A 19451-nucleotide genomic window follows, 5' to 3' on the forward strand; every position below is an offset into this window, starting at 1 on the left:
GATTATCATTGTCAATATTGTTTTAGCCTTTTTCGGGCTAATCTGCACTTTGCTGCGAGCGGAGAAGCAAGCTTAGCCGGCGGCCGCCGAACTTCACGTCGGGCTCGAAGTCCGCGTCAGCGTGCCAACTCCGCGTCGGGATCGAGGTCCGCATTACCGAGCTAACTCCGTGTCGGGGTCGAAGTCCGCATTACCGAGACTCCGCGTTACCGTGCGAACCCCGTGTTGACGTTTCGGGCATCACGTAAGCGTGCGAAGTCTGCGTTAATGCTGCCCCTCCCGCGGGCACACCCAGGCACATGAGGCGGTCCGCTCCCCCGATCATCAGGTTGTGCGCCCCTCCCCAAGCACATGAGACGATGAATTCTGCAAAAAATGCAACATTTTCCGCATCCTTCGCACTTGTGGAAGAGGCGAACTCTCTTGATTCTTTTGCGGAATCCGAATCCGTTTCGTACCCGGCACGATGCTTTTGGCGCCTGTTCGATTCCCCGCCGGGAGCCCGCGGGAACGGCTCCGGCTCGAATTGGAGCCCGTAGGATCGGCGCGAAAATGCCAAGCGGGTCAGGAGCACGGGAACAGCCGTAGCACGGAGCCAGCCTGACGCGCGGAACCTAGCCTGGGGCACGGGCACCAGACTGACGCGCGGAACCTAGCCGTGGCACGGCACCAGCCCTATTTCGCGCTGGATGCCTATTGCAAGCGATAAGGCCGCTTCCTTTTTCACTGCGTTTCGGTGATGCTGTTCTGCCGGCGAAGCGTTACAGCCAGCAGCGTCCCGGACAAGGCGAGCATCAAGACGGCAGCGAGGCCGTACGGCAGATGGACGTCGATGCGGTACAAGCCGGTGCTCAGCAATGGAGCCACGACAGCAGCGAGGCCTTGCACCATGCCGACGAGGCCGGCGATACCGCCTTGCTGGTCTGACGATACGGCCAGCGAAGCGCCGGTCATAAAACCGGTCATCATCAGCCCTGAGCCGATGCCGAAGAACAAGTAGGCCGCATAGAAGACAGTCAGCTTGGCAAAAAGCAGCATGAGCGCAAAGCTCCATACAAGCAGCAGCGCCCCCCACAGCATCGTCCGCCGGGGATCGCGCTGCGGCCGCTTCATCAACAGTCCCTGCGTGGCAATCATCGCAATGCCGCAGATCATGAGCCCGAAGGATACGAAGCGGGCGGTCTCCTTCGTTGTCAGCGACAGCAGGTCCTGAAAGTAAAAGCCGCCGACGACCTGCAGAGAGACGATGCACAGCATAACCGCCATGCCCGACAGCAGGTAGATTCGCAAGCCATGCTGCAGCGGATGGATGCGGGGCGAACGGACGATTGCGGCAGCCTTGCGGTTCGGCACGGCAAGCAGCACCGCCGCAATGGCGATGAGAGGCAGCAGCGCGCCGGCATACAGCGGCCAGATCAAGCCGATCAGCGCCAATACTCCCGCGATGGCGGGCCCGAGCACCAGCCCGAGCCCGTTGGCGGCGCCGATCAGCGCCATGCCCGCCGACCGGTCGCGCTCATCCGTAACGTCGGCCATATAAGCTTGCGCGGAGGAAGGCACCGCCGGAATAAACACGCCGATCAGCGTTCTGGCCGCAAGAAGCAGCGCCAGGAGAAGGCCGCCGCTCAACACGTCTTGAAGCCCCGCATACGCTACGCCAGTGAAAAATACATAGCTGACAAACATCCCGACGAACCCGGCGACGATGACCGGCCTTCTGCCGTACCGGTCGCTCCACCGGCCCCATAGCGGCGACATGACCGCCATCGCGACCGAGCCCAGCGAGATAATCAACCCCGAGTGGATTTCGCTTAGCCCCAGCTCCCGCACGAGCGGAGGCATCACGGGCGCGATAATCATCAGCCCGACCATGGCGATGAACACGCTAAAAAACAAACCAAAACGAATCGTTCCCATTAATGTCTGCACCTCCGGCATTTCCGGCGGCGAGCGGCGCTTTCGGATACCGGTACAGGGCCGGCTTTCCGGTTCTTCACGATTATGATTATCATTCTCAATCATGGATAAACAGCACCGCTTGACGCCTTTCATGCTTCCATTGTACAGAACGGGATGCGAGCCTGCCGCTCCCGGACGGATCGTCTTTGACGGCCGGCGGATTTATCGATGCGTGAGCAGCGGCCCTCTGTCTCCCCGCAGGCATTCACTCGGATTGTATCCGAACGTCTGGCGGTATGCGGACGCAAAATGGCTTAAATTCCGGTATCCGACACTGACGGCCGCTTGACTGACATTGACTTCGCCCTCCTCCAGCAAACGGCGGGCTTCGCTCATCCGCAAATGGCGGATATAGCCGAAGACGGTCGTGCCGAACAGCTCTTTGAAGCCCCGCTTCAGCTTGAAATCGTTGAGGCCGACCGACCGGGCTAATGCCAGCAGGCTGGGGGGCTTCCGAAAGCTGTCATGGAGCAGCTCGCGGGCGCGGTGCAGGCAGCGAATATCGTCCGATGACAGCTTGAGGCGGGCGCGCCCGGCAGCTTCGCCTGTTCCCGCTTGAGCGAGATGGCTGGCGAGCAGCTCGTAGCATTTGCCCTCGAGATACAACGGGCGCAGCGGACCGGTATACGGGCAGTCCCTCAGCTGCTCGAACAGCTTGGCGACCTGCGGTTGAGCGGCCAGCTGGCGAGCGTACATTCCGCCGCCGGACAAGCGCCGCAACTCCTCGCCCAGCGTCTCGTAACGGCGCAGATCGATGCGAACCTCCATATGGGACAGCGGAGCGGCCGAACTCAGCTCCGCATCCACGCGGCACTTCTCCAGGTACAAAAGCGTCGATACGCCAGGGGCCATTTCGCAGCGTGCCGCGCCGTCTCCCGACCACGTTCCGTAACCGGATATCGTGTAGGAGATTTCCAGATGAGGGTACTCCGTCTGGATTCGCATCGCCAGCGGCTTGGTCAGGACGCCCTCGTACCGGCTGATCTCGAGCCCGCTGCGCAGGCAGGCGCGCGTCGCTTCGGCGGAACCGCAGGGGAGCGGCAGCGCATATGAACGCTCGCTTTTGGCCTGATCCTCCGCAAGCGGCCGGATGTGCGGATGATCGTACATAGAGTCCAGATTATGCGTAGTCAATCGAAAATTCACCCGATGTCCCCCCTTTCGTATCTACTCCGAATAATAACAGGCTTGCAAGCCTGTTTCCATACCTCCCTGTCAGCCGCGTCGAACAATTCCGCTCATGCGGCGGTTGGCCGCCACCATGCGGTTGGCCGCCGCCATGCGGCTAACCGCCCGCTGAGAGTCGCGCGCGGGACGGATCCTCGCCGCCATACCAAAAGGAACCGGGCGACACGCCACCCGGTTCCATCCTTGTCAATTCAGCGCGGCCAGCTCCTCGAGGAGCCGCTCGATCGTTTCGCCGGATACGCGCAGCATAGCGTTCTCGCGAAGCTGCTGCAGCGTAAGAGGCCTGGCGATGCTTAGCAGCGCCCCGCCGAGCAGGTGCGGTGCATGGCGTCGGACCGCCTCGGCCGCCTGCTCATCCATCAGCAGCTCGCTCAGCCGCGTCTTCTCGCTGTACGTTGCGCGGAACAGCCCTGCAGCCTCGTACGCAAAGCGGTATGTTCCGGAGCCGACGGCGACGCGCAGCCCTTCCGGCACCGGTTCCACGGCCAGAATGCCGTCCGCCTCCCGCAGCGGAACGCCGCTTTCGGTGACGCGATCTGCCGTCGCGCCGCGCAGGATCACCTCGGCCGTCGCGTTCGCGGGAACGGTCGCGGCGACTTCCAGCCGGGAGTCGGCGACCCGCCAGGCCGACTCGATTCGGCCGTACATGGAGCGATACGCCGCGCGGGCGTGCGTCAGCAGCGTGGAGCCGAACAGCGGGGCGATCCGGATGCGCTTGTATGCGGGCGCGGAAGGGTCCATATCAAGGCCGGCGACCTTGCGGTACATCCAGTCCCCGATCGCGCCGTACGCGTAATGGTTGAACGAGTTCATGTCGTCGCTCCAGAACGAGCCGTCCGGCTTGATACTGTCCCAATGCTCCCAGATCGTCGTCGCGCCCTTCGAGACGGAATACAGCCAGCCGGGATAGCTTTCCTGCAGCAGCAGGCGCACGGCCGTCGTATGATAGCCGCTGTTCGACAAGGCGAAGCACAGATGCGGCGTACCGACGAAGCCTGTCGTCAGATGATAGTCGTTCTCGACGATCATGCTGTTCAGATCCTCCGCCACCCGCGCCTTCACTTCATCTCCGACGAGATCGAAGGCGAGCGCCAGCACATGCGCCGTCTGGGTCGGCGAAGCGATGCGCCCGTTCTTCGTGACGAATTCGTCGCGGAACGCCTGCACGATCCGCCGGTGCAGCTCGCCGTACCGCTCGGCATCTTCGCCTTGGCCGAGCACGCGAGCCGCATCGCGCACAATGCGCGTGGAATGCGCATAGTAAGCCGTCGCGATCAGCGCGGTCGGCGTCGCCCCGACATAGCTGTTCTCCTTGGCGTCGAGCGCCAGCCAGTCGCCGAAGTGGAAGCCGGTGTCCCACATCTCCTCCCGCTCCCCCTGGGCGCGGATATATTCGACCCAGCGCTTCATGCTCTCGTACTGCTCGGCGAGAAGGCGCAAATCGCCGTAATATTGATACACGGTCCACGGGCAGATGACCGCGGCGTCGCCCCAGGCCGCCGAGTTCGCGCCGCCGACGATGTCGGGCACGACGAACGGCACGCCGCCGTCCTCGTGCTGCTCGGCCTTCAGGTCGCGCAGCCATTTCGTGAAGAACGGCGCGCCGTGGTAGTTGAACAGCGCTGTGGCGATGAACACCTGCGCGTCGCCGGTCCAGCCGAGCCGCTCGTCGCGCTGCGGACAGTCGGTCGGCACGTCGAGGAAGTTGCCGCGCTGCCCCCAGCGGATGTTGCGCTGCAGCTGGTTCACCCGTTCGTCGGAGCATTCGAATTCGCCGGTCGGGGGCATGTCGGAATGCATCACTTCGCCCTGGAATGCGTCCAGCGGCAAGCCGTTCTCCTGCCCCGGGAAGCCTGTGACCTTCACGTAGCGGAAGCCCATGAACGTGAAGTGCGGCGCGTACGATTCCTCGCCCTCGCCCTTGGCGATGTATGTCACCGTCTGCCTGGCCGGGCGCAGATTGCCGAAGTAGATGTTGCCGTCCTTGTCAAGCACCTCCGCATGGCGCAGCTCGATGCGCGTGCCCGCAGGCGCGCGGACGGTCATCCGCACGCGGCCGACCATATTTTGCCCCATATCGAGCACATGGTCTCCGGCCGGCGTCACGAAAGCCGCGATCGGGCGGATAGTCTCCGTCACTTTCACCGGCCAGTTCTCCTGGGGAACCAGATGATCGTAGGGAAAACCGACCTCCTGCACGTCTGCCCATGCCCCGTCATCGAACCCCCCTCCGCTCCAGCCCTTCTGCTCGAGCCGGGCGTCGTACGACTCGCCGTGATAAATGTTCGCGTACTGCACCGGACTGAGCGCCGCCTTCCAGAGGCGGTCAGTGGCAATGATCTCCTCGCTCCCGTCCTCGTAGCGGACATACAGCTCGGCGAGCGCCGCCCTGCATTCGCCGTACATGTAGTTGCGTCCTTCGAAGCCGAGCCCGCCGCGGTACCAGCCGTCGCCGAGCAGGATGCCGATGCCGTTGCTGCCCTCCCGCAGCAGCCCGGTCACATCATACGTCTGATACTGCAAGCGGCGGCGATAGCTGGTCCAGCCGGGAGCGAGCAGGTCGCCCGATACTTTCGCACCGTTCAGATACAGCTCGTATACGCCTGCCGCCGTCGCGTAGACGCGCGCGAAGGCGATGCCCGGGCGAAGGCTGAAGCTGCGCCGCAGCAGGAACGCCGGCTCGGCGTCCGCCGGAATCGCCCTTTGGTCCGGCGTGATCCACTTGGCGCGCCAGGCGGACGCGCCGCAGATCCCAAGCTCGAGCGTGCCTTCCTCGCTCCAGCCCGACGCGTTGCCCGCCTCATCCCAGGCCATGACGCGGTAGCGGTAAGGCGTCCGCGCCGCCAGCTTCGGACCGCCGTATTCCACATGGACGGACCGGTCCGATTCAACCCGTCCGCTGTCCCAGAGCGGTTCCCCGAAGCCTTCGGGCGCGGCGACCTGAATGCGGTAGGCCGCCTGGCGGACGCCTCTGCGCTGACCGGCATCGAGCACCCAGCTGAAGCGCGGAACGGCCGTTTCGACGCCGATCAGCCGGGTGCGGTATTCGCAACAAATCGATTGGATATTCAGCTCGGACATGTCTCCCATTTCCCCTTTGCTCAAAGTCGGATGCTTGTTGCTCAATTTGTATGCTTGCAACTAATCCGCAGGTGCTGCGAACAAACATGCGGATGCCGCTGGCCTCATCCCTTGACAGAGCCTGCCGTCATACCGGCCACGATGCGCCGGTTAAAGAACAGGAACAGAATAAGCGGCGGAATCGTAATCAGCAAAATGTTCATAAACAGCAGATTATACTGCGTTACGTACTGGCTCTGGAAATTGTACAGCGTCAGCTGGACCGTCGCGTTCTTCGAGCCCGGGAGGAAATACAGCGGATTCGTAAAATCGTTGAAAATCGAGACCGACGACAGCACGATAATCGTCGCCGTCACCGGCTGCAGCAGCGGCAAAATAATGCGAAAAAACAGGCGAAAGCCGCCGCAGCCGTCGATCACCGCCGCCTCGTCGATCTCGCGCGGCAGCGCCGCCATAAAGCCTCGATACAGCAGCACCGAGAACGGAAAGCCCAGCGCCACCTCCACCAGAATGAGCCCGAAGAGCGTCTTGAACAGCCCCAGACCGTCCAGCACCCAGATCGTCGGCACAATGGCCGGCGGAATTATCAGACCCGCGAGAATCAAAAAGTTAAGCAGCGGCGTTGCCCGGCTGGTGCGCCGCTGCAGCACGAAGCCGGCCATGGCGCACAGCAGAACGAGCAGCGCGATGGACGCCACGGTCAGCACAGTGCTGTTGAAAAAGGCGCGCAGCAGCATGTAATCCCTCGCCACCACTACCGTTTTGATATTTTCCCAAAATTGCGGCGCCGTCGGCCAGCTCAGGTTCAGCATAGCCGCTTCCTTCTCATCCTTGCCCGCATTGACAATGATGAAATAGAACGGAATCCAGAAGGCGACGATCGTAAGCGCGATGCCGAGCAATTCGATAACGAACTGTCTGACGCTTCTCACAGGTCCACCTCCTTGCGGTTGAGATACGTATAGAGCGGAAAGGCAAGGGCGGTGACGACGAGAAACAGAATGACGTTGCCCGCCGTGGCGAGGCCGTAGAAGCCGCCTTGATACTGCTTGTAAATAATCGATGCAATGAGGTCGGTTGTAAATCCCGGCCCGCCCTTCGTCATCGCCCAGATCAGGTCGAACGAGCGAAGGCCGCCGATAAAGGACAGAATAATGACGGAGTTCATGGCAGGCCGGCTGAGCGGCACGATGATGTTCCAAAATTTGTTCCAGCTGCTGCCCCCGTCGATCTGCAACGCTTCATAATATTCGTGCGGGATCGACATAATGCCTGCGATATAGATGACGGTGGCGATGCCGACGCCCTTCCAGACGTCGACCAGGGCGACCGACATCAGCGCCAGCTTCGGATTGCCGAGCCAGTCGGGGCCTTCGATGCCGACGGCGGCCAGCGCCGTATTGATGATGCCCTGCGTCGGGTGCATCATCATGCTGAAGGTAATGCCGACGGCGATCGTGCTGACCAGCGTAGGAAAAAAGATCACCGAGCGCAAATAATCGCGGGTGCGCAGCTTCGTGGTCAGCAGCACGCCGAGCAGCAGGCCGAGAACGACCTTGAGCGAGCATGTGACGACGGCGTAAATAAGCGTATTCTTGAAGCCGATGCTGAGCGATTGCTCGCGAAAAAACATCACGAAGTTTTCCAGACCGATGAACTCCCACTCCGACAAGTTCCAGCGCGTCAGGCTGAAGAAGAACGACATGACGGTCGGGAGGATGAAAATGATGAAATAGATGACGGCCGCAGGCACCAGAAACCAGTGCGAATACGTCCGTTTCATGACGCTGTTCATGCGCTTCTCTCCTAAGCTTCCGGAGCCCGGGCCAGCCCAGCGGTCCGCGCTATCGGGCTGGGCTCCTGATGTATGGGCGGCGGGGCGGGGATGCCAGTGGAGCGGCGCCCACCCCGAGATTCACCGCGATGACGGCAGCAGCAGTGGACGGCTTGATGCCGGGCAGACGGCCGGGCTTACCAGCCGCTCAGTCCCAGCTGCTTCGCCTGCTTCTCGACGTCCCTGTCGTACGCTTCCGCGCCTTCCTTCGCCTTCTTGATGCCTGTGCCGACTTCAACGGTAATCTGCTCGAGGCTCGGGCCTTTGACAGGAGAGACGAATTCCAGCGCGGGCGCCGTCTTGCCGCTGTCGAAATACGGCAGCATATCCTTGACGAGCGCCGGCACGTCGTCCGGCATCGACGCCCCTTTGATCAGATAAGGGCCTGTCGGCATCGACACCGATGCGGACGCCTTGACGCCCTCGACGGAGGCGACAAAAGCCAGAAACTGCTTGGCTTCCTCGATATGCTTGCTTTCCTTATAGATGTAACCGCCTCCGGGCATCCAGATCGTCAGGCCGTTCTGCTCCGCAGCGTCCCCCGGCTGGGCGAAGAAGCCGATGTCGTCCATCTGGTCGGGGAAATTTTGGAGCAGCGTCGGCGTCGCGGACGACAGCATCGGATAGTGCGCCCCGCTGCCCTCGGCCAGCATCTTCAGACCGGCGTCGTAGGTCGTCGCCAGAAGATCCTTATTCAACAGGCCTCGGTCGTTAAGCTCCTGCAGCTTCTCGAACGCGCGGAGCATCGCCGGCGTATTCGCGTTCGTCGCCTTATGGGCCGTGAAATCGTCGGCGAACGACGGCACCTGCGCCTGCACGTTGTAGAAGTCGGCCAGCACGACGACCTGGGACGTCCACGTATCCTTGTAGGTGCCGATGATCGGCGTTATGCCGACCGCCTTGATTTTTTCGCTGTTCGCCATTAATTCCGCCCATGTCGTCGGCACCTTCAGGCCGAGATCGGCGTAGATCTTTTTGTTGTAGAACCAGCCTCCGGCCGTCGTCGAGCCAATCGGCACGCCGTAGATTTTGCCGTTATAGGTCACCGTCGGCTTGAATGAGTCGAGCACATCGGCCTGGAACGGCTCGTTCGTCAAATCGAGCAAATTTTTTTCCGGAGACAGCGCCTGCATGAGCGAGCCGGAATTGTAGAAGAAGACGTCTGTCATATCTCCCGTCGCCAGCCGCGTTTTGACGATATTATCCCCTTCGGAGCCGCCCGGGCGGGTCTCCAGCTCGATTGTAATGTTCGGGTTGACCTGCTTGAACGCCTCGATGTAGGCATTGGCGGAATTCACGGTTTCCTGCGCATTGTCCACGAGAAGCGAAATGGTCACCTTCTTGCCTTGTCCTTGAGCCCCGCCGGAGCCTTCGCTTGCTCCCGCATCGCCGTCGCTGCAGGCGGCAAGCGGAAGGGCGAGCAGCAGCGTGCACAGCGAGACGGCGAACGGCTTGATCGCCGCCGTCTTCATGCCCTTTGTTTTCATGGTCAACTCCCCCTTGGTGCGTGTTCCGTCCGTAAAGACGGTTTTCTTTTCGTTCAATGATTATTGTATAGTCCGAAGACCCGAACTGTAAGCGCTTCATTATTTGGGTGAACGTCCGATTTTTTTAGATCAGCACCTATGACTCGCGATTCCTTCCGTCATCGGTCGCCACCTGCGGGATTGAAAATTCAGCGTGTGGTTGCCGCTGCATTTTCAAGATTTGGCACCTATGACTTGTGATTCCTTCCGTCATCGGTTGACACCTGCGGGATTGAAAATTCAGCGTGTGGTTGCCGCTGCATTTTCAAGATGGGGATACGGCTTGAACCGCAGCGTCACGCTCGTCCCTTCGCCCGGCCTGCTCCTTACCTTAAGAGAGCTGTCCTCCCCATAATACAGCTTGAGCCGTTCCCGCACGTTGCGCAGCCCGTACCCCTGCTCCGTCCGGGCCGGATCGTCCATGCCGACGCCGTCGTCCTCCACCGTAAAAATAAGATAGGAGCCGTCCCTTGCGCCGGTGAGCCGGATCGTCCCGCTTCCGAGCTTCGGCTCGAGCCCGTGGTAGATGGCGTTCTCGACGAGCGGCTGCAGCAGCAGCTTCAAAATATCCATGGCCAAAATCGACTCCTCGACCTGCTCCACATACCGGAACCGATGATGAAAGCGGATGTTCTGGATGCGCAAATAATGCTCGATATGCTTCAGCTCGTTGTATACCGGAATCGTCTCCCGGCCTTTGTTCAGGCTCAGCTTGAAGCTCTCCGACAGCGACTCCGCCATCTGGGCGATCGGTTCGCTTCGGTGCAGCACCGCCATCCAGTAGATCGAATCGAGCGTATTGTACAAAAAATGCGGCTTGATCTGCGATTGCAGCGCGCGCAGCTCAGCCTCCCTTTCCTTGAGCTTGGACCTCATGAGCTTCGCATTCAGCTCGTCGTTCTCGCAGGCGACCCTGCGGAATGTCTCGGCGATCACGCCGACCTCGTCCTTGTCGAAGCTGCCACCCAAATCTTTTATGCCCATCGTCCAGTCCAGCATCATTTTCTTCAAGCGCAGGAGCGGCCTGGTGACGGTCCCGGAGATCAAATAGGACAGCGCGAGCGCAATGACCGCGAATCCCGCGGCGATCGCCATGGTGGCCCAGCGAATGTTTTGCGACTGCTTAAGCAGCTCCTTTGCCCGCACCAGATGAAGGAACGTCCAGCCTGTCGTCTGATTGTACACCGGATTGATCAGGTAGCCCTCGTTCTGAAGGCGGCCGATCGCTTCCTGAACGCTTCCGCTGCCGTCTGCTGCCGCTGCGGTCGCCGATTCGCCGTACACCGCCTGGACAGACCCGTGACTGTCGTCGATGACCATATACGAGCCGTAATCGTCGGCTGTGCCGAACACTTGGCCGAAGATCGCCTTCGAGACGTTCACGATCAGGATGCCGATCGGCTGCCCTTCCGTATCTCCGGAATGTCTGAACAGCTTGACGGTCGAGAACGCCTCGTCCGTTTCCCCGAACAGATCCTTCGGATAATACACGACTTTGCCCTTGCTCGCGTATGCGCTCCGGTACCAATCGGCGCTAACCATGCGGCCCATTTTGCCCGGCCCTTCATAGACTCCCGCATCGTCCGAGCGGCCCGAGCAGTAGGCATTCAATTGCAGATCAAGCAGACAGATCGATTTGACGTAACGGGTATCGGAATAGGTGGCGCTGATCAGCCGCTGCAGCCGCGTAGATAACCGGACGCCTCCGCTGTCCGGCTGAATCATCGGGTCGCTGCCCCTGCTCAGCTGCTCGCGAATCGCTTCATTGACGACGATCGAATAATGCAGGTTATTGATGCTGCGCAGCAGCAGGTCGGCCATGTCGCTGGAGGTTCGCAGCCGCTCCCGGTTCGTCTTTTCGTTCAGATCCATCAGCGCGTTGTTCGCAACATTGAAGGAAATATAGCCGACCAGCATGATCGAGGGGATGGACAGCGCAATCATCGCAGCCAGGAAACGGTGGCGGATTTTGCCAAAACGAAACCGCTTTCCAATCTTCGCACTCAGCATCGTTGCATCATCCTTATTTTCCGGTCCGATGGGCGTCCCGATATTGTCCTGGCGTCGTGCCGACCGTTTTTTTGAACAGCTCCGTAAAATGCCGGTAATTTTGATAACCGACCCGCTCGCTCACCTCGTTCACGCGCATGCCGCTGCGCAGCATCGCTTTGGCGCGCTCCATTCGCAGACCGGTTAGATGCTTGATATAGGAGATGCCCATCTGCTCCTTGAACAGCAGGCTGAAGTAAGCGGGATTGAGGCCGACGTGCTCGGCCAGCTCCTGCAGCGAGACGTCCTGCCCGTACCGCTCGTCCAGATAGCGGAGCGCTTTCTCGATGGCGGCATGCCTGCATGCGCGCCTCACCCCTGCCGCCCAGGTTAGCGCGGCCTCCAGCTTGTCGCGCAGCCAGCGGAACATCTCTTCCCGGGCGCGCATCTCATGCAGCTCGCGATGGTCCACTGCGCCGAGCTCGCGCAGATCGCACCCCGTTTCTTTGGCGACCTCGAGGCCGAGATAGGCGAGCTTCAATAGCTCCTGCTCCACCCGTTCAGGGGGCAGCTTTTGCTCCATCGTCCAGGCCGCGAAATCGTCCAATGCGCGGGACAATCCTTGCCGATCGCCCGTCCTTAAGGAGACGATCGCCGCCTCCTCGTGCCGCGTCAAACCCGGAGGAAGCTGTTCGTCCCTGCCTTCGACATCCTCGATCCGCGTCCAGCCGCTTTCCTCCAGAAATTGGCCGTACCGCAGCGCCCGCAGCGCTTCCCGGTAACTGCGCGAGGCGCCGCCAAGCGATGCGTACGTCCGGCCTGACCCGAACGCGGACCGGGCCGAGCCGGACGCTTCGATCAGCGCATCATGCAGCGCCTCGGGCGGCAGCTCCCGATGAAGCGCGACCGCCAGCCGTTCATTCCCGTTCGTCACGCCGATGATGCGGTAAGAAGGATGTTCGGGCAGGGCCGGACGTTCCTCTGAAAACGCGAGCACGGTGACGCCCGCCACGTTCGCCCAGTCCTCGCCGTATACGTCCTTCCATTTGCCTTCCGCCCGTTCTCCGGCCAGAAGCAGGTCAAGCGTCGCTTTCTCCAGCAGATCGCTTCGGCTCGCTTCTAATTTTTTCTTCATCTCGCCGAATGCCTGCTCCTTGCCGATCCGGTTCATTGTCCTGCGCAGCGCCGCTTCGATCTTGGATACGGTCACCGGCTTCTCCAAATAGTCGATGACGCCGAGTCCGATGGCACGGCGCACGTACTCGAATTCGTTGAAGCCGCTGAATACGATGAACATCGTCTCCGGCGACTCGGCCGCCGCCGTCTCGATCAGCTGCAGCCCGTCCATCCCGGGCATCCGGATGTCCGTCAGCACAATATCCGGTTTACACGCCCGCAGCAGCTGCAGTGCCGACACGCCGTCCTCCGCCGTGCCGGCCAGCTCAACCCCATACCGACTCCAATCGATCATCTGCCGAAGACCTTGGAGCACGATATATTCGTCGTCAAATATAACCGCTTTCAACATGATCGTCTCCCCCCTGCTCGCAGCGTTGCCTACATTATAACGTTGATCGAAGCGATCGGATATGTCCTGTAAAGGCGCGCTGTCCCGTAGGTATGGGACTCGCTTCCGGCGGGCGAATTCCTGGCCGGCCCCGGACCTGCGCTAACCGTATGCATGAAGCCCGCCCTTCTACCAGCATAATCAAGGAGCGGCGGCGCGCCTATGGCGGATATTTTTGGGACGATGTCCGGATTTTTTGGAATGTGGCGGCCTGGGAACCGGCCCCCTGCATTCAACGGGAACCGGCTTCCTATAGCCGCGGCAGCGCCCCCTCCTCCTGGAGCTATTGCGCCGCATACGGCTCGGGCGAGCGTCTCATGTCAATCGCGGGCAGGCGGCTTTTTTCGAATAACCCGATATCCATCCGTGTCATTCGTCCAATCCAAATCACTGCGCGCTCATATATTGTTTTTGTAGTCAATGCAAAGGAGGTGGCAAACGATGAGCGCATACGGTGGTGGCTTCAATTGCGGAGGCTTCGGCTTTACGAGCGTCGGCGTGATCCTCGTCCTCTTTATCCTGTTGGTTATCGTTTTGAGAGGTTTTGTTATCTGATTCACGGCATGGCCGTGCTTCAGGCGCATTCTCCCCTGCGATCAACACGCCGAGAGAAAGACGTCCCTTGCCCAGGGACGTCTTTCTTTGGCATTTACGCCGGCTCCAGTCTGACGATGCGATCAGCCCAATCCTTGTAGAAGCTCGCCTCGTGGGAGACGAGCAGCACGCTCCCCGCAAATTGCGCCAGCGCATCCCGCAACGCGCTTTTCGCCGCAGCATCCAAATGATTCGTCGGTTCGTCCAAAATCAGCACATTGCAAGGGGCCAGCAGCAGCCGGCACAATTTCACCTTCGACTGCTCGCCACCGTAAAATTCAATTTGGGCAGCAAGGGCGCGCGGTATCCGACCTCCAGGTCGCAAACCGAAAGAGCCGCTTGCGCCGATAGCGGCAATTCGCGAAAACGAATCGGCGGCGATTTTGCCTATCCGGCTTGCGAACGCTTTTTCAAAAAGACGATTCAGACGATGAATCCGGGAAGCTTCACGCTCCCCGATTAAGCTCCGTACAACCCTTCATCGGATGCAGCTGTACGGAGCGGACTTTTCGCACGAGTTTCACATACAGAATATAAAGCACGTTCAACCACCTTCCTTATTCTGATGAAACAGTAACAAAAACCCTTTATAGGGGTCAACATCGGGAGGGGCCAAGTGATTGTCCCGTCCATGAAACAACCGGATTTTCCCGGCTTAAAGCGCGCACGTTTCGATCTCGAATCCCAAATCTTCAATCATCTGATGGTCGCTTGCCGCTTCCTGTCCCGGCGTCGTCAAATAATCGCCGACGAATATCGAATTGGCCGCATAGAGCGACAACGGCTGCAGCGAGCGAAGGCTCCCTTCGCGTCCGCCGGATAGGCGAATTTCTTTGCTCGGACAGATGAAGCGGAAGAGGGCGAGCACTTTGAGCGCCTTCAGCGCCGGCGTCCGAGACGAATTCCCCAGCGGCGTTCCCGGAATGGGGATGAGGAAGTTGACCGGCACCGAGTCCGCATCGAGCTCGCGCAAAGCATAAGCCACCTCTACTATGTCCCGATCGGTCTCTCCCATTCCGATAATGACGCCGGAGCAGGGCGACATGCCGGACGCTTTGATGGTCTTCACCGTCTCTACCCGCTGATCGTATGTATGCGTCGTTGTAATCGAAGAATAGTTCTCCCTGCTCGTATTCAGGTTGTGATTGTATCGATGAACGCCGGCTTCGGCCAGCTTCTCCGCTTGCCCGTCCCTCAGAATGCCGAGGCAGGCGCAAATCTTGAGCGGCATCGTCTCGCGAATTTCCCGGACGGCTTCGATCACCTGGTCGAGCTCCTTGTCCGTCGGTCCCGTGCCGGCCGCGACGATGCAGTATGTGCCGGCCTTGCGCTCCATCGCTTCGCGCGCGCCCGCCAGCAGCGTCTCCTTGTCGAGTAGGGAATACTTCTTGACCGGCGCCGTCGAGACGATCGATTGCGAGCAGTAGCCGCAATCTTCGGGACATAGGCCGCTCTTGGCATTGATGATCATATTGAGCTTTACTTTCTTGCCGTAGTAGTGCTTCCGTACCTCGAAGGCGGCGTGCAGCATCGGCAGCACCTCGTCATCGGGCGCCGCCAGCACGCCAAGCGCTTCTTCCTGCGTCAGCCGCTCCCCGTTCAACGCCTTTTGCGCCAGTTTCATCCAATCGGTTACGTGTTGTCCCATCGCTTTAACCTCTCCCCTCGCATCAATTGTCAACCCATAATATTTATTTATGGTTAACAATTAAACACGATTATTCTAGCAGACGCGATATTGTCTGTAAAGGTTACCGGGGAACATCGTCCGAAATGTTGCACAAAGTGCAACATTGAGCCGCAAGTCCGGTATACTCATTGGGATAAATGGGATGAGCCGGGCCGCCGCCGGACAGGCGAAATAAACCAGTAAGCCATGCCGACGAAGACCGCGCCGCCGACGATGTTGCCCAAAGTAACGGGGATCATATTATGCAGCCAGCCTGCCAGCGTGATCGTCTCCGGATGGCCCGGAAGCAGCCAGGACAGCGACAGCAGCGTCATATTGGCGACGCTGTGCTCGTAGCCGCTGGCGATAAACGCGTACAGGCACCACCAGATCAGCACGAGCTTGGCGATGTCCTCCTTGGTCCGCGAGGCCGTCCAGATGGCGAGGCAGACGAGCCAATTGCACAAGATGCCGCGGAAAAACAGCTCGGCGGCCGGAGCGGACATTTTTTTGGCGGATACGACGAACAGCAGATGGTCGGGCGCCGCTCCCTTGAACAAGCCGCTGCCCGTGACAAGCAGCGAGAGCAGGACGGCGCCGAGCAGATTGCCGGCGAACACAAGCCCCCAGTTCATCAGCGTTTCCTTGACCGTAGTGCGGCCGGCGAGCGTGCTCATCGTAAAAAACATATTGTTGCCGGTGAACAGCTCCGACCCTGCGAATATGACGAGCGTGAGGGCAATCCCGAACGACATGCCCATGACCATCGATTGCAGCGGCGACCCCGCAGCCATGAGCGGCGCGCCGACGCTGAAGATGAGAATGATCCCAAAGCCTACGTATGCGCCCGCCAGCATGGCCGCTGCCACATATCGCGGCAGGCTTGCGTTCATTTTCTCCTTTTTCTTGACGGCGGTTTCGATGATTCCTTCCACGTTCGGTGTATACATACCCGTTCCCCCTATCTCCTCGTTGCTGCTCATCAGGCCGGCGAGCCGGGGGGCCGGAATGCCCTGCCCCCGTTCCGCTAGATGGCGACCAGAACCGTTCCGTTGTCCAGCTTCACGGGATATGTGCTCACTTGTCCGGTGTCCGGGGCTTGCACAAGCCCTGTCTCCAGATCGATTTTCCAGTCGTACAGCGGGTCGAACAAAATATGCCCGGATACGATGCCTTCCGCGAGCGGACCGCCTTTCGGATGCGGATGGCGATTCTCGACAGCATAAATTTGCCCGTCGGAAGTGCGGAATACGGCAAGCTCCCGCCCTTCGACCTGCACCACCCTGCCGAGCTGCGGCGGAAAATCTTCGAGCCGCCCGACGGCGCAGTAAGTTCCGGATATCGTCTTCATGAAAGTCGCTCCTTTCGAGATGGGTTGGCACACCAGCCGGCGATGGGGCGGGTGCGCCATTTTCCAGGCACGCCCTGGCGGGCGCGCCGCTGCTGCGTGCTTGCGCGGGGCAGTCAGGTGCATTTGTTCCGGTTCGGATTCGCCGATTTGCACGCTGCGCCGCTCGCTTACGTGCGAGCCGATACCTCAAGCTTGCCGAACAAGCGGTCGCGGCTCTCGTCGTCGTTCAGCAGCTTTTTCCAGGGGTCCTCGACATACTGCAGCGCGAATTCGATCCGCTCCACGAGCCGCCGGCGCTCTTCCACGTCGTCCACGACCGCGGCTTTGATCGCATCCAGCCCGAGCCGTTCCACCCATTCGGAAGTCCGCTCCAAATAATTGCCGGTCTCCCGGTAATATTGGATGACCGCGCCGCATATTTCGATCAGCTCGTCATCCGTCTTGACCTTGCACAGCAGGTCCGCCAGTCTCGCCTTGACGCCGCCGTTGCCGCCGATGTAAATCTCCCAGCCTCCGTCGTTGCCGACGATTCCGATGTCTTTCGTGCAAGATTCGGCGCAGTTGCGCGGACAGCCGTTGACGGCCATTTTGAGCTTGGCGGGCAGATCGAGCCGCTCGAACTTGCGCTCCAGCAAGGCGCCCATGGCCATGGAGTCCTGCGTGCCGAAGCGGCAAAATGTCGAGCCGACGCATGTCTTGACGGTGCGCAGCGATTTGGCGTACGCATAGCCTGCCGGCATGTCCAGCTCTCCCCATACGCTCGGCAGGTCTTCCTTGGCTACCCCGATCAGATCGAGCCGCTGGCCGCCGGTTACTTTGACCGCCTTGACGTTATATTTGACCGCGACGTCGGCGATCCGCTTGAGCTGCTCCGGCGTCGTGACGCCGCCGTACATGCGCGGCACGACCGTGTATGTGCCGTCCTTCTGAATATTGGCGGCGAGCCGCTCGTTCACGAAGCGCGACTCCTGCTCGTCCTCATACGTATCCGGGTACAGCATGCGGAGATAGTAGTTGATCGCCGGGCGGCACTTCGAGCAGCCTTCCGGCCGGGCCCAGCCCAGCACGTTCATGACCTCCTTGGTCGATTGCAGGCCTTTGCGGCGAATTTCTGCGACGATCTCGTCCCGGCCCAGCGTCGTACAGCGGCATATGCCCCGCTTCGCCCCGGCGGTGAAGCCATCGCCAAGCACATGGCGCAAAATTTGCTCCACGACCGGCTTGCAGCCGCCGCACGAGCGCGTCGCTCCGGTGCACGCCCTGATCTCATCGACGCTCGTCAGCCCTTGATCGGCAATCGCGCTGACGATCGCGCCCTTGGTCACGCCGTTGCAGCCGCACACAATTTCGTCGTCGGGCATCGCTTCGATCGCTGCGGTCTTGGCATGCCCGCCGCAGCCGGCGCCTGTGAGCGACGCATACAGCTCGTCGGTCATCGCAGCGCCATTGCGGACGAGCCGCTGCAGTTCGGCGGCATCCGCGACGTCCCCGAACAGGACGGCGCCGACGATGCGGTTATCCTCGAGCAAAATTTTCTTGTACGTCCGCTTCCAGTCGTCTTTGCGGACGATCACCGCATGCTCCGGCCCTTCCATGAATTGCCCCGCGGAGAACACATCGACGCCCGATATTTTGAGCTTGGTCGCCACGACGGAGCCTTCATACGGCTGCGTTTGCACGCCGCTGATATGCCTTGCCAGCACGGCCCCCTGCTCGAACAGCGGCGCGACGAGTCCGTAGCAGACGCCGCGGTGCTCGGCGCATTCGCCGACCGCGTATACATCGGCCAGCGAGGTCCGCATGTAGTCGTCGACGAGGATGCCGCGGTTCACGGCGATGCCGCTGCCCACAGCCACCGCCGTATTCGGCCTGATTCCGGCGGCCATGACGACGAGCTCGGCGGCGAGCTCGGACCCGTCCGCCAGGCGCAGCCCCCGCACGCGCTCGTCCCCGTACAGCTCGGTCGTCTGCGCTTCCAGCCGGAAGCGGATGCCCTGGCGCTCCAGCTCCGCCTTCAGCATTGCGGCCGCCGGACCGTCCAGCTGGCGCTCCATCAGACGGTCCATCAGGTGGACGACCGTCACCTCCATGCCCAGCTGCGCGAGACCTTTGGCCGCTTCCAGCCCGAGCAGCCCGCCGCCGATCACCGCCGCCCGGCGATATTGCCCAGCGGCCTCGATCATCCGGCTGCAATCGGCGATATCCCGGAAGCCCACGACCCCCTGCTTGTCGATGCCGGGAATCGGCAGCATAATCGGGCTCGAGCCCGTCGCTATAATGACCTTGTCGTACGGCACGCGCGTCCCGTCTTCGGCGACCACCTCGCGGGCGGCGGCATCGATGCGCGCAACCGCCTTTCCGGCGTGCAGGACGATTCCATTATCAGCGTACCACCCCCAGTCGTTCAGCACGATGTCGTCCAGTGTTTTGCTGCCGTCCAGCACGTAGGACAGCATAATGCGGTTATAATTGGGGTGCGGCTCCGCGCCGAACACCGTAATGTCGAAGTGCGAGGACAGCTTCATAATCTGTTCGACCGTGCCGATCCCCGCCATGCCGTTGCCGATGACAACGAGCCTCTCTTTGTTCACACTCATCTTCTAGCGCCTCCTTCATGGTGGTGCAGTTGATAGGTTCAGTTTAGCGTTGGAAAGGCAGAAAGTATGTGATTATTTTCACATACTTTCGCATAC

The 19451-nt window shown here is 60.6% G+C and carries 13 protein-coding genes and 1 pseudogene; 1 reads left to right on the plus strand and 13 read right to left on the minus strand.

Features of this window, described 5'->3' with window-relative positions; all coding sequences use genetic code 11:
• Positions 1–723: 723 nt before the first annotated feature.
• The 8 genes from F591_RS0113850 to F591_RS0113885 all read right to left on the minus strand — a co-directional run bounded on the left by F591_RS0113850 (position 724) and on the right by F591_RS0113885 (position 13105).
• On the minus strand, positions 724–1917 hold the full coding sequence (locus F591_RS0113850) for an MFS transporter (protein ID WP_019535210.1): 1194 nt from the start codon (positions 1915–1917) through the stop codon (positions 724–726).
• Between the two features lie 204 nt (positions 1918–2121).
• On the minus strand, positions 2122–3105 hold the full coding sequence (locus tag F591_RS0113855; RefSeq protein WP_019535211.1) for a helix-turn-helix transcriptional regulator: 984 nt from the start codon (positions 3103–3105) through the stop codon (positions 2122–2124).
• Between the two features lie 228 nt (positions 3106–3333).
• Positions 3334–6228 carry a glycoside hydrolase family 78 protein gene (locus F591_RS0113860; RefSeq protein WP_019535212.1) on the minus strand — a complete coding sequence of 965 codons (2895 nt, stop codon included), beginning with the start codon at positions 6226–6228 and terminating at the stop codon, positions 3334–3336.
• Between the two features lie 104 nt (positions 6229–6332).
• Positions 6333–7160, minus strand: a complete 828-nt coding sequence (locus F591_RS0113865) for a carbohydrate ABC transporter permease (protein WP_019535213.1) — start codon at positions 7158–7160, stop codon at positions 6333–6335.
• A complete protein-coding gene (locus F591_RS0113870; protein ID WP_019535214.1) occupies positions 7157–8023 on the minus strand; it encodes a carbohydrate ABC transporter permease in 867 nt (288 codons plus the stop codon). Before F591_RS0113870 ends, F591_RS0113865 begins: the two co-directional genes overlap by 4 nt.
• A gap of 176 nt (positions 8024–8199) precedes the next feature.
• Complete coding sequence (locus F591_RS0113875; protein WP_019535215.1) at positions 8200–9549, minus strand: ABC transporter substrate-binding protein; 1350 nt, start codon at positions 9547–9549, stop codon at positions 8200–8202.
• 279 nt (positions 9550–9828) lie between these two features.
• Entirely contained in the window at positions 9829–11598 is a 1770-nt protein-coding gene (locus F591_RS0113880; RefSeq protein ID WP_019535216.1) for a sensor histidine kinase, read from the minus strand.
• Between the two features lie 13 nt (positions 11599–11611).
• Positions 11612–13105: a response regulator transcription factor gene (locus F591_RS0113885; protein ID WP_019535217.1), complete on the minus strand. Its 1494-nt coding sequence runs from the start codon at positions 13103–13105 to the stop codon at positions 11612–11614.
• Positions 13106–13585: 480 nt separating this feature from the next.
• Between F591_RS0113885 and F591_RS30395 the strand changes: the two genes are divergently transcribed.
• Entirely contained in the window at positions 13586–13699 is a 114-nt protein-coding gene (locus F591_RS30395) for a hypothetical protein (RefSeq protein WP_019535218.1), read from the plus strand.
• A gap of 94 nt (positions 13700–13793) precedes the next feature.
• Here the strand turns inward: F591_RS30395 and F591_RS31455 are convergent.
• From F591_RS31455 to nirB, 5 genes and pseudogenes are all read right to left on the minus strand, one after another.
• Positions 13794–14009, minus strand: a pseudogene (locus tag F591_RS31455) (P-loop NTPase family protein); the annotation flags it as partial.
• Positions 14010–14393: 384 nt separating this feature from the next.
• Positions 14394–15386, minus strand: coding sequence for a biotin synthase BioB (gene bioB, locus F591_RS0113905; protein ID WP_019535221.1), 993 nt, complete (start codon positions 15384–15386; stop codon positions 14394–14396).
• A 167-nt stretch (positions 15387–15553) separates the two neighbouring features.
• On the minus strand, positions 15554–16357 hold the full coding sequence (locus tag F591_RS0113910; protein WP_019535222.1) for a formate/nitrite transporter family protein: 804 nt from the start codon (positions 16355–16357) through the stop codon (positions 15554–15556).
• 77 nt (positions 16358–16434) lie between these two features.
• Entirely contained in the window at positions 16435–16758 is a 324-nt protein-coding gene (gene nirD / locus F591_RS0113915; protein ID WP_019535223.1) for a nitrite reductase small subunit NirD, read from the minus strand.
• Positions 16759–16925: 167 nt separating this feature from the next.
• Positions 16926–19355, minus strand: a complete 2430-nt coding sequence (gene nirB / locus F591_RS0113920; RefSeq protein ID WP_019535224.1) for a nitrite reductase large subunit NirB — start codon at positions 19353–19355, stop codon at positions 16926–16928.
• Positions 19356–19451: the final 96 nt, after the last annotated feature.

The sequence above is a fragment of the Paenibacillus ginsengihumi DSM 21568 genome, from assembly GCF_000380965.1.
GTDB lineage: Bacteria > Bacillota > Bacilli > Paenibacillales > NBRC-103111 > Paenibacillus_G > Paenibacillus_G ginsengihumi.